The organism is Sphingomonas sp. FW306-05-A (assembly GCF_058782275.1).
In genome coordinates this window covers 453,403-472,901 of the sequence record NZ_JBYSXN010000002.1, presented here as the reverse complement: position 1 = coordinate 472,901, position 19,499 = coordinate 453,403, and the positions used below count along the sequence as shown (strand labels likewise).

At 65.4% G+C, this 19,499-nt stretch carries 20 protein-coding genes and 1 tRNA gene; 5 read left to right on the top strand and 16 right to left on the bottom strand.

The features are described 5' to 3' along the window. Positions 1-4: 4 nt before the first annotated feature. The 4 genes from AC3WJR_RS11075 to AC3WJR_RS11060 all read left to right on the top strand — a co-directional run bounded on the left by AC3WJR_RS11075 (position 5) and on the right by AC3WJR_RS11060 (position 3,458). Positions 5-1,309, top strand: a complete 1,305-nt coding sequence (locus tag AC3WJR_RS11075) for a cytochrome b (protein ID WP_492724974.1) — start codon at positions 5-7, stop codon at positions 1,307-1,309. Between the two features lie 14 nt (positions 1,310-1,323). After that, complete coding sequence (locus AC3WJR_RS11070; RefSeq protein ID WP_492724972.1) at positions 1,324-2,142, top strand: cytochrome c1; 819 nt, start codon at positions 1,324-1,326, stop codon at positions 2,140-2,142. Between the two features lie 153 nt (positions 2,143-2,295). Beyond that, positions 2,296-2,826 (top strand): adenine phosphoribosyltransferase, encoded by a 531-nt coding sequence (locus tag AC3WJR_RS11065; protein WP_492724970.1) that lies wholly within the window; start codon positions 2,296-2,298, stop codon positions 2,824-2,826. A 107-nt stretch (positions 2,827-2,933) separates the two neighbouring features. Continuing rightward, the gene (locus AC3WJR_RS11060; protein WP_492724967.1) at positions 2,934-3,458 is read left to right on the top strand and encodes a hypothetical protein; all 525 of its coding nucleotides are present in this window, start codon (positions 2,934-2,936) and stop codon (positions 3,456-3,458) included. A 6-nt stretch (positions 3,459-3,464) separates the two neighbouring features. On the opposite strand, the gene AC3WJR_RS11055 is transcribed toward AC3WJR_RS11060, so the two are convergent. The 16 genes from AC3WJR_RS11055 to AC3WJR_RS10980 form a co-directional block, all read right to left on the bottom strand. Beyond that, a complete protein-coding gene (locus tag AC3WJR_RS11055) occupies positions 3,465-3,914 on the bottom strand; it encodes a MaoC family dehydratase (RefSeq protein WP_492724965.1) in 450 nt (149 codons plus the stop codon). Positions 3,915-3,991: 77 nt separating this feature from the next. Further along, entirely contained in the window at positions 3,992-5,239 is a 1,248-nt protein-coding gene (locus tag AC3WJR_RS11050) for an alkaline phosphatase family protein (protein ID WP_492724963.1), read from the bottom strand. A gap of 67 nt (positions 5,240-5,306) precedes the next feature. After that, the gene (locus AC3WJR_RS11045) at positions 5,307-6,524 is read right to left on the bottom strand and encodes a hypothetical protein (RefSeq protein WP_492724961.1); all 1,218 of its coding nucleotides are present in this window, start codon (positions 6,522-6,524) and stop codon (positions 5,307-5,309) included. A gap of 548 nt (positions 6,525-7,072) precedes the next feature. After that, on the bottom strand, positions 7,073-7,417 hold the full coding sequence (locus AC3WJR_RS11040; RefSeq protein WP_492724959.1) for a hypothetical protein: 345 nt from the start codon (positions 7,415-7,417) through the stop codon (positions 7,073-7,075). A gap of 38 nt (positions 7,418-7,455) precedes the next feature. Then, positions 7,456-8,556: a redox-regulated ATPase YchF gene (gene ychF, locus AC3WJR_RS11035; RefSeq protein WP_492724957.1), complete on the bottom strand. Its 1,101-nt coding sequence runs from the start codon at positions 8,554-8,556 to the stop codon at positions 7,456-7,458. A gap of 111 nt (positions 8,557-8,667) precedes the next feature. Continuing rightward, positions 8,668-9,282, bottom strand: a complete 615-nt coding sequence (locus tag AC3WJR_RS11030) for a TIGR02466 family protein (protein WP_492724955.1) — start codon at positions 9,280-9,282, stop codon at positions 8,668-8,670. Between the two features lie 276 nt (positions 9,283-9,558). Then, positions 9,559-10,128, bottom strand: coding sequence for an aminoacyl-tRNA hydrolase (gene pth, locus AC3WJR_RS11025; protein ID WP_492724953.1), 570 nt, complete (start codon positions 10,126-10,128; stop codon positions 9,559-9,561). A 166-nt stretch (positions 10,129-10,294) separates the two neighbouring features. Then, positions 10,295-10,969, bottom strand: a complete 675-nt coding sequence (locus AC3WJR_RS11020) for a 50S ribosomal protein L25/general stress protein Ctc (protein WP_492724951.1) — start codon at positions 10,967-10,969, stop codon at positions 10,295-10,297. 115 nt (positions 10,970-11,084) lie between these two features. Then, a complete protein-coding gene (gene modC / locus AC3WJR_RS11015; protein ID WP_492724949.1) occupies positions 11,085-11,858 on the bottom strand; it encodes a molybdenum ABC transporter ATP-binding protein in 774 nt (257 codons plus the stop codon). Beyond that, positions 11,855-12,538 (bottom strand): molybdate ABC transporter permease subunit, encoded by a 684-nt coding sequence (modB, locus tag AC3WJR_RS11010; protein ID WP_492724947.1) that lies wholly within the window; start codon positions 12,536-12,538, stop codon positions 11,855-11,857. The genes modC and modB overlap by 4 nt, the downstream gene beginning before the upstream one ends. Before the next feature lie 3 nt (positions 12,539-12,541). Beyond that, positions 12,542-13,333: a molybdate ABC transporter substrate-binding protein gene (gene modA / locus AC3WJR_RS11005; protein ID WP_492724945.1), complete on the bottom strand. Its 792-nt coding sequence runs from the start codon at positions 13,331-13,333 to the stop codon at positions 12,542-12,544. A 146-nt stretch (positions 13,334-13,479) separates the two neighbouring features. Then, complete coding sequence (gene nusG / locus AC3WJR_RS11000) at positions 13,480-14,019, bottom strand: transcription termination/antitermination protein NusG (protein ID WP_131527007.1); 540 nt, start codon at positions 14,017-14,019, stop codon at positions 13,480-13,482. A 16-nt stretch (positions 14,020-14,035) separates the two neighbouring features. Then, positions 14,036-14,233 carry a preprotein translocase subunit SecE gene (gene secE, locus AC3WJR_RS10995; RefSeq protein WP_354282007.1) on the bottom strand — a complete coding sequence of 66 codons (198 nt, stop codon included), beginning with the start codon at positions 14,231-14,233 and terminating at the stop codon, positions 14,036-14,038. 161 nt (positions 14,234-14,394) lie between these two features. After that, positions 14,395-14,471: transfer RNA gene (locus tag AC3WJR_RS10990), tRNA-Trp, on the bottom strand. A gap of 44 nt (positions 14,472-14,515) precedes the next feature. Beyond that, positions 14,516-16,873, bottom strand: coding sequence for a putative bifunctional diguanylate cyclase/phosphodiesterase (locus AC3WJR_RS10985; RefSeq protein ID WP_492724942.1), 2,358 nt, complete (start codon positions 16,871-16,873; stop codon positions 14,516-14,518). 102 nt (positions 16,874-16,975) lie between these two features. Continuing rightward, positions 16,976-18,745 carry a fatty acyl-AMP ligase gene (locus tag AC3WJR_RS10980; RefSeq protein ID WP_492724940.1) on the bottom strand — a complete coding sequence of 590 codons (1,770 nt, stop codon included), beginning with the start codon at positions 18,743-18,745 and terminating at the stop codon, positions 16,976-16,978. 123 nt (positions 18,746-18,868) lie between these two features. On the opposite strand from AC3WJR_RS10980, the gene AC3WJR_RS10975 reads away from it, so the two are divergent. Next, on the top strand, positions 18,869-19,420 hold the full coding sequence (locus tag AC3WJR_RS10975) for a regulatory protein RecX (protein ID WP_492724938.1): 552 nt from the start codon (positions 18,869-18,871) through the stop codon (positions 19,418-19,420). Positions 19,421-19,499 lie beyond the last annotated feature (79 nt).

Genomic DNA, 19,499 nt, shown 5'->3' with positions numbered 1-19,499 from the left:
AACGATGAGTTTTCCCTGGGCCAAGCATTACGCACCGCAAAGCGGGTTCACCAAGTGGATCGACGAGCGACTGCCGCTCCCGCGCCTCGTCTATGGCGCGGTCGGCGCGGGCTATCCCGTGCCGCGCAACCTCAATTATTTCTGGAACTTCGGGGTGCTCGCGGGTGCCGCGCTCGGCATCCAGATCATCACCGGCATCGTCCTCGCCATGCATTATGCGGCGAACGGCGGGGTCGCGTTCGATTCGGTCGAGCACATCATGCGCGACGTCAACGCGGGCTGGTTCCTGCGTTATGCGCACGCCAACGGCGCGTCGATGTTCTTCATCGTCGTCTACATCCACATCTTCCGCGGGCTTTATTACGGGTCGTACAAGGCCCCGCGCGAGATGATCTGGCTGCTTGGCGTGACCATCTTCCTGCTGATGATGGCGACCGCGTTCATGGGCTATGTGCTCCCCTGGGGGCAGATGAGCTTCTGGGGCGCGCAGGTCATCACCGGCTTCTTCTCGGCGATCCCCGTGGTCGGCGAGACGATCCGGATCTGGCTGCTCGGTGGATACGCGCCGGACGATGCCGCGCTCAACCGCTTCTTCTCGCTGCATTACCTGCTGCCGTTCGTGATCGCGGGTGTCATCATCATGCACATCTGGGCGCTGCACATTCCGGGGTCGAACAACCCGACCGGCGTGGACGTCAAGGGTGAGCAGGACACGGTGCCGTTCCATCCCTATTACACCGCGAAGGACGGCTTCGGGCTCGGCATCTTCCTGCTGATCTTCGCCTGCCTGATCTTCTTTGCGCCCAACTATCTCGGCCACCCGGACAATTACGTTCCGGCCAACCCGTTGCAGACGCCGGCACACATCGTGCCCGAATGGTATTTCTGGCCGTTCTACGCGATCCTGCGTGCGTTCACGGTCGACTTCATCCTTCCGGCCAAGCTGTGGGGGGTGCTCGCGATGTTCGGGTCGATCCTGCTGCTGTTCTTCCTGCCGTGGCTCGATAGTTCGCCGGTGCGCTCGTCCAACTACCGTCCGGTATACCGGACGTTCTTCTGGGTGCTCGTCGCTGATGTGCTGATCCTCGGCTATTGCGGCGGGTCGCCCGCGGAGCCGGTATACGTCATCCTCAGCCAGATCTGCGCGGCCTATTACTTCGCGCACTTCCTGATCATCCTGCCGATCGTCGCACGAATGGAGCGGCCGCTTCCGTTGCCGGGCTCGATCACCGAGGCGGTGCTGGCGGGCAAGGGTGGCACAAGTCCGGCGCACACCGCGGTCAGCGGTAGCCCGGTTCCGGCCGAATAAGGGGCAATTCGAGCATGATCCGCTACATTTCATGGGCCGTCGGGGCTGCCTTCGTCTTCGTCCTCGGGCTGGCTCTGTTCAGCTCGATCTCGGGGCTCATCACCGACCCCGTCGCCCCCACCGCGACCGAGGAATTCCACAAGCATCCCAAGGAACTGTCGCTCGCGTCGAACGGCTTCTTTGGAACCTACGACCAGCGCCAGCTCCAGCGCGGGCTGCAGGTCTACAAGGAAGTCTGCGCCAACTGCCATTCGCTCAAGCATGTCGCGTTCCGTGATTTGACCCAGCTCGGCTATTCGGCTGGGCAGGTGAAGAAGTTCGCGGCGGACTGGGCGGTCAAGGCGGTGGATATCGATCCCAAGAGCGGCGACAAGGTCGAGCGGCCCAACACGCCCGCCGACAAGTTCCCGACGGTCTATTACCCCGGCCTCGGCAACCCGCCAGACCTGTCGCTGATCACCAAGGCGCGGCATGACGGCACGGCCTATACTTATTCGCTGCTGACCGGTTATGCCGACCAGCCCGCCGAGCTGCTCAAGAAGTTCCCCGACGCGAAGACGCCGGACGGGCTCTACTTCAACCCGTATTTCGCGAACCTCAACATCGCGATGCCGCCCCCGCTGACGCAGGACGGACAGGTCACCTATCTCGACGGGACCACCTCGACCGTCGACCAGAATGCCAAGGACGTCAGCGCGTTCCTAGCATGGGCCGCCGAACCCAATCTGCCGCAACGACATGGCGCGGGGATCGCGGTGGTGTTGTTCCTGCTGTTCTTCTCGGCGCTCGCTTATGGCGCGTACCAGAACATCTGGCGCGACCTGAAGCACTGAGTATCCGCCCTGCCGCTGCTGCGGCGTGGCGTCATCCAATATCGGAGGCGGTCCGGGCCAGTGCCCGGGCCGCCTCTTTTTGCGTGAATGCGATCCCGCTTGTGGGTAGGAGGCACCCCCCGGCGTTTGCCGGACCGACGAGGGAAGTCCGCTGTGAACGATGATCTGAAGGCCCTGATCCGCACCATTTCGGACTTTCCCAAGCCCGGGATCCAGTTTCGCGACATCACGACGCTGTTGCTCGACCCGCATGGTTTCGCCGAAAGCATCGCGCGGATGGCGGCAGCGACGATCGGGCCGGTCGATCTGGTCGCGGGGATCGAGGCACGCGGGTTCATCTTCGCGGCTGCGCTTGCAGCACCGCTCAACGCCGGTGTCTTGCTGATCCGCAAGGACGGCAAGCTGCCCGGCGTGACAATCGCTGAGGATTATGCGCTCGAATATGGCACCGACCGGATTGCAATGCACGAGGACGCCTGCGCGCCCGGCAAACGCGTGTTGCTGGTCGACGATCTGATCGCGACGGGCGGGACCGCGCGCGCCGCTGTGCGGCTGCTGCGCAAGGCGGGAGCGGTGGTGGAACAGGCGCAGTTCCTCGTCGACTTGCCCGATCTTGGCGGTGCGGACGCACTGCGCGCAGACGGGATCGCGGTCGATTCGCTGATCGCCTTCCCCGGGCACTGAGCGCGCGGGCGGAACGGGTAGTGTCGCAAACGGTTATAGGGTGACACGCTCGACCTGCGCCGGGCCACCATTGGAGCCCCGCCATGTCGATCTCGATACCTTGTCCCTTGAAGAAGCTGGCCTTTGCCGTCGCCGCATTGACGGCGACGCTGGGGCTTGGTGCCTGCGCTGACGGTTATGGCTATGGTGGCGGATACGGCGGTGTCGGGATCGGGGCCGGCTACGCCAATGCGGCGTGGGACCCCTATTACGGTGGCTATGCCGGCGATCCCTATTGGGGCTGGAACAACAACTTCTACTATCCGGGTACCGGCTATTACGTGTTCGACCGGTCCAATCGTCGGTATCGCTGGAACGCGCAGCAACGCGGATACTGGCAGGGCCGCGCACAGGGATGGCGCAGCGCGCGCCGTGAGATCCGCCCGATGTGGCGCGATTACGGCGTGCGCGGTCGTCCGGGTGGCGGCTTCCGCGGCAGCTACGGCGTTCGCGGCGGGGATCGTGGGAGCTTCGGGGTTCCGCGTGGCGGACGCGGGAGCATCGGTGCCCGCCCCGGTGGACGTCCGGGCGGATATAGCAGCAGCGGGCGGCGTCAGGGCGGCGGCCGTTCGGGTGGCGGCCGCCCGCGCTGAGGCGGGTCAGTCGATCGGGCGAGTCCGGATCAGCCCGGTCGACACGAACGTCATGACCACGACATCGTCTTGGTTGAGCACGGTCATCTGGCTGCGATAGCTCCCCATTTCCGGTCGGCTGCGGGACGCGCGCTTGTCCAGAATCTCGGTCTCGCAGCGCAGCGTGTCGCCCGGATAGACCGGCTTCAGCCAGTGCAATGCGTCGATCCCGGGGGAACCCAGCCCGGCTTGCTGGTTCGCCTCCAGATTGGCGACGACCATCGCCATCGTCATTGCGCAGGTATGCCAGCCACTGGCGGATAGCCGACCAAAATGCGTGGCGGCAGCGGCCTCGTCGGAGAGGTGGAAGGGCTGCGGGTCATAGGCTTTTGCGAACGCCATCACCTCCTCGCGCGTGACGGGGTACGTACCGAACGCTTGTTTGGTCCCTGGTACGATGTCTTCGAAATACTGCATGGCGCGAGTGTCGGATGGCCGCGACACGAGTGCAAGCGACAAGTTCGCCTGGCCCCGGCCGGTATGTTTTCCGGAAATCAGCGCGCCACTACTTCCCGGAACGGCGCGTCGTCCCCGTCCAGCTTCGCGTCCGCCGGAAGGCCCAGCAAGTCGCGCAGCAGCGGCGTCACATCGACATTGTCGAATGCCGGGATTGCGCCGCGCGGCCGAATCGCGGGGCCGTTTGCGATGAACAGCGCAGCCATCTCGGGTGAGGTGGGGTCGAAGCCGTGCGTACCGCCGGATACCGGGTGATCGATCGGCGCGTCCTTGGTCAGCGCGAGCCAGCCCGTTTCGGCAAGGCATACGAAAGCGGGGACCCGCGCATTCTTCCCGTAATGGAAACGCTCCGGCACCGCGCCCTTGCGCCAGCATTGCAGGTGGTCGTGGGGGGCAAGGAGGGCACGCGCCACCTCCGCATCACGCCCAGCTGCCGGGTCCAGCCCGACATAGGGACCGTCGGTAACGGCGTGGAACGCATCGGGCGGGAGCATCTTGTCGATCCGCACGACACGGGCCGGACTGATCGGGGCCATCCCGTGGTCGGCGACGATCACTAGATTGGCGGGTTGCCCCAGATGGGACAGTTCCGCGCGCAGGCGACCGATCGCGGTGTCCACGTCGCGGACCGCGGTGGTGACATGGGCATCGTCAGGGCCGTATTTGTGTCCGGCGCTATCGACCGCGTCGAAATAGAGCGTCAGGAATCTGGGCCGTGTCGCCGCTGGGCGGCGCAACCAGTCGATGATCGAGTCGACCCGCTGACGCGCATCGATGGCATGGGCGTATTGCTGCCAATCATCGGGGCGGATGCCGTTCCAGTCGACGTTGGAGCCCGGCCAGAACATCGTCGCGCTACGAATGCCTGCCTTCTCTGCGGTCACCCAGATCGGCTCGGCCTCGGTCCACCAGAACGGATCATCGCTCTGCATCGTGAAGACCTCGCCCGGGCGACGCTGGTCCTCCATGCGGTTGCCGACGATCCCGTTGCGATCCGGGCGCAGGCCCGTGACGATCGCATAATGGTTGGGGAAAGTGACCGAGGGGAAGGACGGCCGCATCGCTGCGCTGATCCCGCCGTCTGCAAGCGCATCAAGATTGGGCGTCACGCCGCGGTTGCGATAGTCCGGGCGGAAACCGTCGATCGAGATCAGGATCGTGACCGGTGCGCGCGGCGTTTCCACCGCCGCCATCGCATCCCGCCTGGGCGCATTGACGGGCGCGGTGACGCAGGCTTGCAGAGCGGCGCACAGCGCAGCGGCGAGAATCCGGGTGGTCCAACGCATGACTCCGCCCTTGCGCGAAAACTGCGTCACGACAATGACATTCTTGCGGCGCGAACGAAGGCCGAACTCATCGCGCCAGCGACACCTTGGCAAACAGGCTGAAACTCACCGGGAACGTGCCGTAAGCCTGATCCAGTGCCTTGGGTTTTGCATAAACGCCGACCGCCCCACCAAGCGCCAGATCGAACGGCCCGGCCAGCGGCAGCCGGTAGGCGTAGCCGCCCTCCAGCTTGCCGACACGGAACTTCGCGTCGTGGAGCGGGCTTGTCGGATCGGGGAAGAGTTCGTCGTTGGCGACGCTCTCGCCGCGCGCAAACAGCGTGTCGTGGCGATTGATGCCCCAGTTTACCTCCGCCAGCCACGCGCTCAGCACCCGGCCCGGCAATTTGTGCTTGGCCGAATAGGCGAGCAGTGTGGCCACCCCGCCGTGCGCATATTGCACGCTTGCGGTGGTGCGGGCTTCGTTGCGGAACGCTTCGAGCTGTTCGGGGCTCTTGAGTTGCCCGTGGCTCGCTTGCACCGCCCAGGCGGGGGAGGGCGTCCAGGTCGCGCGGACGCTCCAAGAATCGAGCGACGGGCGTTCGATTGCCCAGCGATACTGGTCGGGTTCGCGCCCGCGGAACGCCGATGCCTCGACTTGCCAGCGGGGGGCGGCATAGCCCGCGGTGACGACGCCGTACGCAATGTGCGTGCTGTCGAACCAGTGGTGCGTGATCGGGGCCATCGGCTCGTAGGTGGCAGACGCGCGGTGCATGAAGGCAGAGGGACCGAGCGCGGGTTCGGCGACCGGGCCGCCATAAAGGAACGCGCTGCCCTTGCCGGCGTCGACGTCGACGCGCGCGGACAATTCCATGAACAGGTCGTGCGGGTGCTGGCGGTCGATCAACGGATTGACGCCGTCGGCGGTCTCGCCGGTCGCGAACAGATTGGGGTAGCCGGCTTTGCCGATCAGCGGTTCGAGGCTCATCATCGTGCGGAGCTGAAGCCGCGCGCCGGTTCCCAGATCGCGCGTGCCCGACAGCATCGCCATCGATTCGACGAACGCCATGTTGGCGCCGCGCGGGCCGCCCTGGTTGGTATAGGTGCCCCACAGATAGCCGTGGAGCATCACGCCCCACTGCCCGAGCATGAGGTGCTCGCCGAGCATTTGTCCGGCATTACCGGGGTTGCGCGACGTGCCCGAGCCTTCGCCGTATGCACCGTCGAAGGGGAGCATTGTCATGCCCGCCATGTTGTGTCCGGCGTGGGGGGCTTGCGGCGTGGCGGGGGTACCCGGCATGGCCATGCCCATGTCCGACATCATGTGAGTCGGCGCAGTTGCCCCGCCCTGCTTCCCCGGCGCAGGTCGGGGCCCAGTCGTGGCGTCCATGGGCATTGTGTGCTGCGCGTGGGGATCGAGGCTGCGCGACTGACCCCCGGCCTCCGCCGGGGAAGGGGAAGTAGCAGGAGGAGGGGGAGTAGAAGGGGCGGGGGGAGCAGATGTACTCAAGTCCTGCTTCCCCGGCGCAGGCCGGGGCCCAGTCGTGGCGTCCATGGGCATTGTGTGCTGCGCATGCGGATCGACGCTGCGCGACTGAGCCCCGGCCTTCGCCGGGGAAGGCGAAGAAGAAGGGGAAGGGGCGGGTTTCGCTCGCGCCAAAGGACGCGCGTGGGCGGGTTTCGCCTTTGCCTTCGGCGTATCCATCTTCATGCCGGGCATCATCACATGTTGCGCGCGTGCAACGGACGGCAGCAACGCGGCCACGGCGCATGCCGTGACCAACAGGGGTCGGTTCATCGTAAGTCCTTCGCGGATCGATCAGGTCTGCGCGGCGCGCAAATGCGCCGCTTGAGTCAGACCGTCGGTCGCGGAGGGGGCAGGATCGGCGGCGCGCTGCGACCCGCGGCAAACGCCGTCACGGCGATCGCGCGGCGCACGGGCGCATACGTAAAGGGCGTCGATACCGGACGCGGCGCGATCATCGCCGGGGGGATGCAGCCGATGCAGACATGCGCCGCCATGCCGCGCGGCTGATCGGATCGGTCGTGCTGTGCATTCTGGCGGTGCGCCATCGGCGCGGCCATCGCTGACATCGTCATCCCGGGCATCATCGCAGCGGAATCATGGCACGGCCCGTTCGCCATCGCCGGAAAGGCGAAGGCGGCGAGCAACAGCGCAAGGATCATCCGGGCGAACACGCACGCACTATTACGCGCGCGCCGCTCGCCCAGCAACATCACACGTTGAAGCGGAAATTGAGCACGTCGCCGTCGTGGACGACATATTCCTTGCCCTCCTGGCGCAGCTTGCCCGCGTCGCGCGCACCGGTTTCGCCGCCCAGCGCGATATAGTCGTCATAGGCGATCGTCTCGGCGCGGATGAAGCCGCGCTCGAAATCGGTATGGATTTCGCCCGCGGCCTGCGGGGCCTTGGCCCCGGCATGGACCGTCCAGGCACGCGCTTCCTTGGGACCGACCGTGAAGAAGGTCAGCAGCGAGAGCAATTTGTATCCGGCGCGAATGACGCGCGCGAGGCCGGTTTCCTCCAGCCCCAGTTCCGACAGGAATTCGCCGCGTTCCGCGGCGTCCATCGTTGCGATCTCGGCCTCGATCGCGGCGGAGACGACGACCGCCTGCGCCCCCTCGGCCTTGGCCTTTTCGAACACGCGCGCGGACTGGCTGTTGCCCTCGGCGGCGCTCGCCTCCTCGACGTTGCAGACGTAGAGGACCGGCTTGGCGGTGAGCAACTGCGCCTGTGCGAACACGCGGGCTTCGTCCTCATCCTTGGGGACGGTCAGCCGCGCGGGCTTGCCTTCGCGGAGCAGTTCGAGCGCCTGGCCGAGCACGGCGGCACCGATCTTGGCTTCCTTGTCGCCCTGCGTCGCTTTCTTGGCGAGGTTGGGGACGCGCTTTTCGAGGCTTTCCAAGTCGGACAGCATCAACTCGGTCTCGACCGTCTCCGCGTCGGCGATCGGGTCGACCTTGCCCTCGACATGGGTGACGTCGTCATCCTCGAAGCAGCGCAGCACGTGGACGATCGCGTCGACTTCGCGGATGTTGCCGAGGAACTGGTTGCCAAGGCCCTCGCCCTTGGATGCGCCGCGCACCAGCCCGGCAATGTCGACGAAGCCAAGCTGCGTCTCGATGATCTTGGCCGATCCCGCGACCGCCGCCAGTTTGGACAGCCGGTCGTCGGGCACGCCGACGTTGCCGACGTTGGGCTCGATCGTGCAGAACGGGTAATTGGCGGCCTGCGCCGCCGCGGTCTGCGTCAGCGCATTGAACAGCGTCGACTTGCCGACATTCGGCAGCCCGACGATCCCACAGCGAAATCCCATGATGGTCCTTGAAGCGCGTTATGATGTGAAGCGTGGGCGATAGGCCGTTGCGCGGCGGAATGCCAGTGTGTCGGGAAGGGGGCGGAGACGGTAAAGCCGCTCCGCCAACCGTCACCAGCGATAGTTGAAGCTGATGCTGATCCGCTCGGCCTTGGCCGTCCCCGGCGCGACTTCGTGACGCAGCCAGCTTTCCCACAGGAAGACGCTGCCCGCCTCGGGCTCGACATAGACGAACGTCCGCTGGTCCTCGCGCGCATCGGGCTGGCGCGGCGGGGCGGCCATCATCATCGGCAAGCGTGGATCCTCGAGTTTCAAAGCGCCCGCGCCGTCCGGCACCGCGATATAGACCGTCCCCGAAATCACGCTGTGCGGATGGACGTGCCCCGAATGCGTGCCGCCCGGCTTCATTACATTGACCCACAGGCTGTCGAGCTTGAGCTTGCCGCCTTGCAGATCGAACGCGCACGCCTCGGCGAACTTCGCGACGTGTTTGTTGAGCAGTTTGACGAGATCGCCGAACGCGGGGTCGCGCATCGGCAAGTCGTTGAGCGAGGCGTAGGAGGTGTAGCCGCGATAGCCGTGCGCCTTGGACCAGGTCCGCCCCGCGCGATCGTCCTCCGCGAGCATCCGGCACGACCGGTCGAGCTCGGCCACCAGCGCCGCGTCCTTCAATTTGCCGTCGTAGAACGGCGTGGCGAACAGGCTGCGGACGGGGGAGGTTTTCATGGCTCGCCTATCCTCCAGTGCGCTGCCGTTGCCAAGCGATCGGTTGCGCACGGCGGTTGGTGGAGGCGCTTTTTCTTTCGCGGGTCATTTTAGGTGGCGGCGGTTTCCTCTCTTCGCGCTTCCCCGGCGAAGGCCGGGGCCCAGGAGAGGGCCGAACATGGCGGCGGTGGCGCATCGTTACTTCGACCTGCGCGACTGGGCCCCGGCCTTCGCCGGGGAAGGGAAACAGGAAGGGGGAAAAAGAGGAATGGGGAAGGGAAGAAGGAAAAGGCCAGCCTACCGCGCCAGCCGCAAGGCCACGTCGCTCATGAACCGCTGGTCGTCCCCCGCCGCAAGCCAAGACACCTCCGCCGCAATCGCGCCGAGCACGTCGCTCAACGGGTCCATCTCGGCCTTGGCGTAATTGCCCAGCACATACGGCGACACCTTGTCCTTGTGCCCGGGATGCCCGATCCCGATCCGCACGCGGCGGAACTCCTCGCCGATATGCTGTGCGGTCGAGCGGATGCCGTTGTGCCCGGCGGCACCACCGCCGGTCTTCACCTTGACGCGGAACGGGTCGAGATCGAGCTCGTCATAAAAGACGGTGACGTCGGCGGGGGTCAGCTTGTAGAAGCGCATCGCCTCGCCGATGCTGCGGCCGCTTTCGTTCATGAAGGTTGCAGGCTTGAGCAGCAGGATCTTCTCGCTGCCGATCCGGCCGTCCTGGGTCCAGCCCTGGAACGCCTTCTTGACGCTGCCGAAGCCGTGCATCTCGGCGATCGTGTCGACCGCCATGAAGCCGACATTGTGCCGGTTGAGTGCGTATTGCGCACCGGGATTTCCGAGACCGGCCCAGAGTTGCATGTCGTGTCCTGCCTGCCCGCTGTATCTCTCGTGCCGCTCGAACCGAACGGGCAGGGAGACGCACCATCGTCAATTCCAAAAAAAAGGGACAGCCCGCCGGACGCTCGCGCCGCAGACTGTCCCTTTTTCCAGCCCTTTCCCTGCAAGCAGGGAGGGGCAGACCGGCTTATTCGGCCTTGTCGTCCTCGGCAGCGGCTTCGCCAGCTGCTTCGGCTTCAGACGACTGCGCTTCGGCAACCGCTGCTTCCAGCTCTTCGTCCGCTGCGGTCGGGACCGTCGGCGGCACGATCGTGGCGATCGCGAAGTCGCGGTCGGCGATCGACGGCTCGACGCCGTTGGGCAGCTTCACGTCCGAAATGTGGATCGATGCGCCGACTTCGAGGCCTGCGAGCGAGATGGTGATCTCGCCGGGGATCTCGGCTGCGTCGCAGACGACTTCGATTTCGTGACGCGTTACGTTGAGCACGCCGCCGTCCCGCTTGATGCCGGGGGCCTCGTCTTCATCGGTGAAGACGACCGGAACCGCGACGGTGACGGTCGAATGCGCGCCGATCCGCAGGAAATCGACATGGACCGGACGCTCGGTGACGACGTCGAAGGTGACGTCCTTCGGCAGGGTGCGAACCTGCTGGCCACCGGCGCCGACCATGACGACCGAATTCATGAAGTGACCCGTGTTGAGCAGACGCATCAGCGCCTTTTCCTCGACGTGGATCGACAGGGGTTCCTGCTTGTTGCCGTAGATTACGGCGGGGACGCGGCCTTCACGACGAAGCAAACGGGAGGCTCCCTTGCCAACCTGTTCGCGCGTCTCGGCTGCGAGCGTCATCTGTTCGCTCATTGCAATGCTCCGAAATACTGGAAGTGGTATGTTCCGGCCAAGCCTCCAGGGATGACCCTGACCGAAGCGCGCGCCATAGGGGAAGGCGGCGAAAAACGCAATATGGGGGCGATGATCAGCGGTCGACGATCAGGTCCAGCGTCGTTCCGGGGGCGGCTTCCCCGTGCGGCACGCGCAACAGCACACCGTGTTCGTCGTGGCCGACAATCTTCGCGCAGATCCGGGCGCCTTGTACGATCGTGGATGGGCCCGTCGTCACGACACGCCCGTGGTCCAGCATGACGACATGGTCCGCCACGGCATGAACCTCGTCCGGGCTGTGCGTGACATACAGCATCGGCAATGCGAAGTCGGCCTTGAGGCGTTTGATATAGGCGAGCACCTCGGCCTTGCGGCCACCGTCGAGCGCGGCGAGTGGCTCGTCGAGCAGCAGCAGTTCGGGCTGGCTCAACAACGCCCGGCCGAGCGCGATGCGCTGGCGCTCGCCGCCGGACAGGTCGCGGACGCCGCGGCGCAACAGATGCCCGATGTCGAGCACGCCGACGACATGGTCGAAGTCGATTCGCTGTGCGCCGGATGCCCGCTTCATACCGTAGCGCAGGTTCGCCTCGACACGCAGGTGCGGGAACAGCCGTGCATCCTGGAAGACCCAGCCGATCCGGCGTGCGCGCTGTGGGACGTTCACGCGTGTGGCGCTGTCGAACAGGACACGAGATCCGAGCACAACATGCCCACGATCGATAGCGCCACTCCCCGCGATCGCCGCAAGGGTCGCGCTCTTGCCCGCGCCCGATGGGCCGAACAGCACGGTCACGCCGTCCGCAGGGCCTTCGAACGCGACGTCGAGATCGAACGCGCCGAGGGTCCGGTGGATCGCAACCGAGATCATTGCCCGCTCCGCCGCCGGCCATAGGCAAGCAGCGCCTCGGACGAGAGCAATGCGACGATCGCGACGCCGAAGGAGATCCCCGCGAGCCGCAGCGCTACCGCCTCACCGCCGGGCTGCTGGAGGGCTGCGTAGATCGCGAGCGCGAGGGTTTGCGTTTCGCCGGGGATATTGGCGGCAAAGGTGATCACCGCACCGAATTCCCCGAGCGCCGCGGCGAAGCCGATCACCGCGGCGGCGATCAGGCCCGGTGCGGCGAGCGGCAGCGTGATCGAGAAGGTCCGGTCCCAGAACTCAGCGCCGAGACTGTCCGCGACCGCCTCGATCCGCGGGTCGACCGCTTCGATCGCCTGGCGGCAGGCGCGCAGCATCAGCGGGAAGGCCATCACGCCCGCGGCCAGCGCCGCGCCGTTGGCGGTAAAGATAAGCCGGATGCCGAACCGTGCCAGCACCTCTCCGATCGGTCCGTCATTGCCGAACAGCAGGATCAGCACGAGGCCGACCACCACCGGCGGCAGGAACAGCGACGAGTGCAGCACGGCATCCAGCAGCGTCCGTCCGGGAAAGCGCGTCCGCGCCATCAGCCATCCCGCAATCAGCGCGAGCGGCAGGGCGAACAGCACCGCGCGCCCCGCGATCGACACGCTGAGCGCGAGGACCTCCCATTCGGTCGCGGTCAGCACGCCTTAGCCGAACGTCCGGAAGCCGTAGCGCCGGAACGTCGCCTTCGCGGCGGGGCTTTGCAGATAGGCGGCGAACCCGCGCGCCGCGGGCGTGGCACCGCGGACGAGTGCGGCCGGATAATCGATCGCGGGGTGGCTCGCCTCGGGAAAGATGCCGACGATCCGGACGCCGGGTTCGGCGCGGGCGTCGGTTTCGTACACGATCCCGAGCGGGGCTTCGTGTCGCGCGACATAGGACAGGGCGACGCGGACATTGTCGGCGCGCGCAAGCCGGGTCTGGATCGACGGCCATACGCCGAGACGGGTGAGGGCGGTCTGGGCGTAGATGCCCGCGGGGACATAAGCCGGATCGCCGACCGCAAGCCGGCCATTCGCCCCCAGCGCCTGTGCCAGCGGGAAGCGCGGCGCGATACGGACCGTGACGCGCGAATCAGCCGGGGCGATCAGCGCAAGGCGGCCGCGCAGCAACGTGCGGCGGCTACCTGCGTCGATCCGACCCGCTTTTTGCGCGTGATCCATCCACGCCAGATCCGCCGATACGAACATGTCCGCCTTGGCGCCCGATTCGATCTGGCGGGCGAGCAGGCTGCTGGACGCAAACGAGAAGCGGACGGGGACGCCGGTCCGCGCGGTGTAGGCCTTGCCGACGGCCTGGAGCGCGTCGGTCAGCGATGCCGCCGCAAAGACGGTGATCGTTGCACGTGTAGCGGGCGGGGGGGCGGCGGGTGCCGCGGTCGCGCTGGTCGTCGCGAGGGCGAACGCGCCGAGCGTGAGAATCAGGATGCGGCGGTTCATGCTGGGTCCGATCGGCGATGGTATCGGAGCATATATGGCTGATCGGGGATCACGCCTAGGGCCTGCCGCCGGGCGCACGCATGGCAGGAGGAAATCCAAGCGTCCGACCCCCAGAGGGCGGTGCAGACGCCTGGTATTACAATGACTTACTTGCTGCGCTCGACCTGTTCGAATTCGAGCTCGACCGGGGTGGCGCGACCGAAGATCGAGACCGACACCTTGACGCGGCTGCGGTCGAAATCGAGTTCCTCGACGATGCCGTTGAAGCTTGCGAACGGACCGTCGAGCACCTTGACCGAATCGCCGATCTCGAAGTCGACCTTGACCTTCTGCTTGGGCGCAGCGGCGGCGGCTTCGTCCTTGGTGCTGAGCATCCGGGCGGCTTCCGATTCCGGAATCGCCTGCGGCTTGCCGTTCGGCCCGAGGAAGCCGGTCACCTTCGGGGTGTTCTTGACGAGGTGATAGACGTCGTCGTTCATGTTGAGCTTGGCAAGGACGTAGCCCGGCATGAACTTGCGCTCGACCGCGATCTTCTTGCCGCGGCGGGCTTCGGTCACGGTCTCGGTCGGAACCTCGATCTGCTCGACGAGCTGCTCGAGCCCCATGCGAGTCGCCTCCGCCATGATCGCGTCGCGGACCTTGCCCTCGAAACCCGAATAGGCGTGGATGATGTACCAACGTGCCATGTCGTCTGTCTGTCCGTTATTTCGCGAGGGTCAGCAGCAGGTGGACGATCGTCTCGAACGTGGTGTCGATGACGAAGAAGAAGACGCCCAGCAGCGTGGCCATGATCACAACCATGAGCCCCGTCATCAGCGTTTCGCGCCGCGTCGGCCACACGACCTTCTTGGTCTCGGCCTGAACCTGACGGATGAATTCGAGAGGAGTCGTCTTCGCCACTGTGCTGCACTCGTGTTTTTCGCCGAAGGATGGGACATGGGCCCGCTGCCCGGCCCTGTGAAGGGCCGATGACGGTCATTCCCAATTTCGGAATGAAACGACCCTAATCCGCACCGCCTGCGAAATCAAGCTGGCGCGAGAAAGGCGGTGATTCTGGAAAGTGGCAGGGGAGCACGGACTCGAACCGTGGGCCTTCGGTTTTGGAGACCGACGCTCTAACCAACTGAGCTACACCCCTATCGAGGGCTTCCTTATCGCGACATTTTGCGGATCGCAAGCGGATCAAGCAATCGCGAGATCCTGTGCCGCCCGCAATGCGACATCGCGCGCATCCTCGACCAGCAGCGGGCGCCCGAAATAATAGCCCTGCACCTTGGTACAGCCGAGGTCGCGGACCATGCGATATTCCTCTTCGGTTTCCACGCCTTCCGCGGTCGTGGTCATGCCGAGGCTCTGCGCCAGCGCGATGACCGCGCGAACGATCGCGATCGCCTCGCGTACGCCCTTCGACGCGTCGGTAACGAAGCTGCGGTCGATCTTGATGGTCGAGAAGCGCGTGCGACTGAGATAGCCGAGCGACGAATAGCCGGTGCCGAAATCGTCGAGACTGAGCCGCACCCCGAGCGCCAGGATCCGGTCGAGCACTTTCACAGCGGTCGTATCGTCGCGCATGAAGACGCTCTCGGTGACTTCGAGTTCGAGCCGCCGCGCGGGCAGCCCCGATGTGCTCAGCGCCGATGCGACGATCGCGACGAAGCCGGGGTGGTGCAGTTGTTCGGCCGAGACATTGACCGCGATTCGCGCGGTGCCGGGCCAGCGCGCCGCCTCGTTGCACGCGGCGCGAAGCACCCATTCGCCGATCGGCGCGATCAACCGCGCATCTTCCGCCAAGGGGATGAATTTGTCGGGGGAGACCACGCCCAGTTCGGGATGCGTCCAGCGGACCAGCGCCTCGAACCCGATCAGCCTACCGGTCATGGAATTGACGACCGGTTGATAGCAGATGTGCAGTTCGTCGTTGCTCAGCGCATGGCGCAGCGCCTGTTCCAAGATGCGCCGTTCCTCGGCAACGACATGGAGTTGTGGTTCGTAGCGATGATAGGTGCCGCCGCCCGCATCCTTGGACCGGTACAGCGCGAGATCGGCGGAACGGATCAGCATCTCGGCAGTCCGTCCGTCACGCGGACCGATCGCGACGCCGACGCTGGCGCCCGTGTACAACGTGTGCTGGTCCAGGTCGTACGGCTGCCCCAGCGCATCGACGATCGTCTGAGCGAGCCGCTCGACCCGCGCCGAGTCGCCTGCGTCGCGCACGACCACCGCGAACTCGTCCCCACCCAGACGTCCGATGATCTCATTGTCGGTCATCAGCAGCGCCAGCCGTTCCGCGACGCGCCCGAGCAAGCGGTCCCCGACCGGATGGCCGAGCGTATCGTTGACCGCCTTGAACCGGTCGAGATCGATCATCATGAACGCGCAGCGGCTGCCCCATTTCGCGGCGTCGGCCATCGCGTCGGCGAGCGTTTCGTTGATCAGCAAGCGGTTGGGGAGATCGGTCAGCGTATCGAAGCGTGCCATCCGGTTGATCTCGTCGGCCGACGCACGCTGTTCGGTCACATCCGATCCGACCCCGCGAAAGCCGATGAACACCGCGCGTTCGTCATAACGGGGATTGGCGGTGATCTCGAACCAGCGTTCGCTGGAGCCGACCTTGACCGGGAGCACCAGGCCGCGGAAGGCGTCGCGCCCTTTCAGGAATTCGGCGAGCTGGCGCAGTTCGGGCGGGAACGCGCTGGCCTTCCACGTCGGCCCGGCGAGCACCTCGAGCAGCGACTTTCCATTGACGGTTTCGACGTCGAGCCCGACGGAAGCGGCAAAGCGCGGCGAAGCGCGCACGACGCGGCGGTACGCATCGGTTTCCCACAGCCAGTCGGACGAATGTTCCTCCGCCTCGCGCAGTAGCAGACTGACGGTCTCGTCGCGTTCGGCGATCGCGATCTCGCTTGCGCGCAACAGGACGAGCGCCTTGGCACGGGTGAAGCACGTCACCATCAGGACGACCGTGAACGCAAGCACCGCGGGCACGAGCAGCGGGCTTTCGGTCAGCAGCATCATCGCAGCGGTAGCGCCCCCCAGGATCGCCAGGAAACTCAGCGTTGCGAGCGGCAGCGCGGCGATGGCGATGGCGGATGTCGTCATCAGCAACGACAGCGCGACGCACAGATACAGCGCGGTTGCGGTGTCGCCGCGCAGGCCGGTGAAGATCGGCGGGATCGACCAGACGACCCCGAGCAGAATGCCGTCGAGCAAGGTCTGGCGAATGTCGTTCAGCCGTGCCGAATAGGCGGAGCGGTGTCGCGACGCATGGCGTCGAACCGCCACCACGACACTGGTGAGCGTGGTCACCGCACCCCAGATTGCCAGTGGCCAGAGCGGGACGGTGTGCGACAGGATCGCCACGACCAGCACCGCTCCGATCCCGTTTGCGATCACGAGAAAGCTGGCGAGCTTGCTCCCGGCATGAAGCTGTGCGGCGCGAATCGGACCCCAATCGGTCGCGTCCGCAGGATCCTGCAGGCCAAGCAAGGCCTGTACGTCGATCCGCGGCTCGGCAAATTGGGAGGAGGGCGGAGCGTTCACACCGCCCGTCGTAGGACCCGTAAGGTTAGCAGTTCGTTATAATGCAGTCGCGAAGGTGAGATTTAACCGCATTATACCTTCGCGCTGCCGCGTTGTGCCGCGTTATGCTGCCAGATCGTAGGGTTTGATGTCCCCGCTCAAGTACAAATTCCGCGCTTTTGCACGGCTCAATTTACCGGAACTGGTCCGCGGCAGCGTCCGCGGGGGAATCAATTCGATGACACAGTTCATCCCTGTGACCGAACGGACCCGCTCGCGGATCTCTTCGCGCAAGCGCACGCGTTCGGCATCGTCAGAGCTGCGGCACTGTACCAGGACCGCAGGGGTTTCCTCGCCGCCGGGGGTGGTGATCGCGAAGGCGGCAATGTCGCCCGCCTTGAAGCCGGGCAATTGCTCGACCGCCCATTCGATGTCCTGCGGCCAGTGGTTGCGGCCGTTGACGATGATCATGTCCTTGGCACGGCCGACAATGTATACGTAGCCATCGGACAGATAGCCCATGTCGCCGGTGTCCAGCCAGCCGTCGACCATGCATGCGTCGGTCGCGGCGTCGTCGCGGAAATAGCCAACCATCAGCGACGGGCCCGAGCACCACACCTTGCCGATCGCGCGTTCGGGCAGGGGGGTGCCGTCCTCTTCGCGGATCTCGACGGTCATGTCCTTCACGGGTTTGCCGCAATTGACGATCGCCCGATAGCGCTGCGGGCGATCTTCTCCAGCCGCGACGCCGGACAATTGCGTTTCCTCGACCAGTTCGACCCGAATCCCTTCAGACGGTGGCATGATCGACACCGCGAGCGTCGCCTCGGCAAGGCCGTAGCTCGGGAGGAAGGCGCTTGCCTTGAAGCCTGCGTCCGCAAAGGCGTCGACGAACGACTGCATCACGTCCGGGCGAATCATGTCCGCGCCATTCCCCGCAAGCCGCCAGCGCGACAGGTCGAAGCGTTCCGACGCCTTGGTCTGGCTCGACATGCGGCGCGCGCAGATGTCGTAGCCGAAGGTCGGCGAGTAACTGATCGAATTGCCGTCGTTGCGGCTGATCATGTCGAGCCACGCGAGTGGCCGCCGCGCGAAGTCCTCGGTCTTCAGATAGTCGGTCGAGACCTGATTGGCGACGGGCGACAGGAAGCAGCCGACGAGGCCCATGTCGTGATACCACGGCAGCCACGAGATGCAGCGGTCCGCTTCGACCAGCTGCATGCCGTACGCATGGGCGGTCAGATTGTTGAGCAGTGCGTGATGCGTGATCGCGACGCCGTGCGGGAAGCGGGTCGAGCCGCTCGAATATTGCAGGTACGCGACCTGATCGCCGGTGGCCTGCGGGAGTTGGACGTTGGGTGCGGGGCGCTGGACGAGTTCGGACCAATCGATTCCATCGGTGCCGGCAGCGCGGGCCGCATCGACCCCCATCTGCGCGAGCTCGGGCGGGTAGATCAGCAGCACCGGCTCGCAGCTCGAAAGCTGGACGCGCAGTTGCTCGACGTAGGAATCGCGTCCGCCGAAGGACGTCGGCAGCGGCAGCGGGACCGGCCATGCGCCGGCATAGACCGCGCCGAAGAACAGCGCCGCGAAGTCGGGGCTGGTTTCGGCGACGATCGCGATGCGGTCCTCGGGCTTGATCCCGGCGGCGACCAGCCGGCGTGCCATCGCGATCGCATCGTCGCGCAGTTCGGCAAACGGATAGGCGCGGGTCAGCGACCCACGTGCGTCGTGAAAATTAAGCCCGCGTTGACCTGTTGCAGCGTAATCCAGCGCCGCCCCAAGCGTTTCAAAATCGGCGAATCGCCGCGGGAGCGAATCTTCGGTGGGCGTAGCGACCGGCTTCGGCGTTTCGGCCTCGAGGTCCTGCGTGCCCGCAACGTCAACTGTCATCTGTATCTGCGCCCTCGATCGTGGCTCTATTATTTCGGCCACGCTTATGGTCCCTTTCGGCAAGCACCCCTGCTTATGCCAAGCGTTCAAAATCCGGTTCGAGTGTGGCACAATGATGGCGTCATGTACCAGCGCCCTGAGAACCAAACCCGAAAGCGGGAGAAAAAGCCAGTCCCTCCGCTAGATAGCGGCGCACTGGAGCGGCTTGCCTTACGCTATGTCGAGCGATTTTCAACGACGCGTGCGAAATTGGTGACATATCTGCAGCGCAAGATCCGCGAACGCGGGTGGGAAGGGGCCCATCGCGACCCCGTCGCGATCGCGGAGAAGTTCGCCGAACTGGGCTATATTGACGATCGTGCTTTCGGCGAGGCGCGCGCGGCGGCGATGGGGCGGCGCGGTCTGGGGCAGCGTCGTGTGGCGGGCGCGCTGCGCGAGGCCGGTCTCGATGAGGCCGATAGCGCCGCGATCGTGCCAGAAGTCGAAGATCGCGCATTGGAAACGGCACTGGCTTTTGCGAAACGCCGTCGAATCGGACCGTTCGCGCTGGAGCAGGCCGATGCTCCGATGCGGGAAAAACAAATCGCGGCGATGATCCGTGGTGGTCATGGCTTTACGATCGCGCGCAAGATTGCGAGCCTTGCGCCGGGGGAAAGTTTCGACCCATTTGAATAGTTGTGCGATACTGATACTCAATATTACTTTAAACGCGTATGTAACAAGAATAGTGGTCCGGGTACGTCGGGCCTATGGA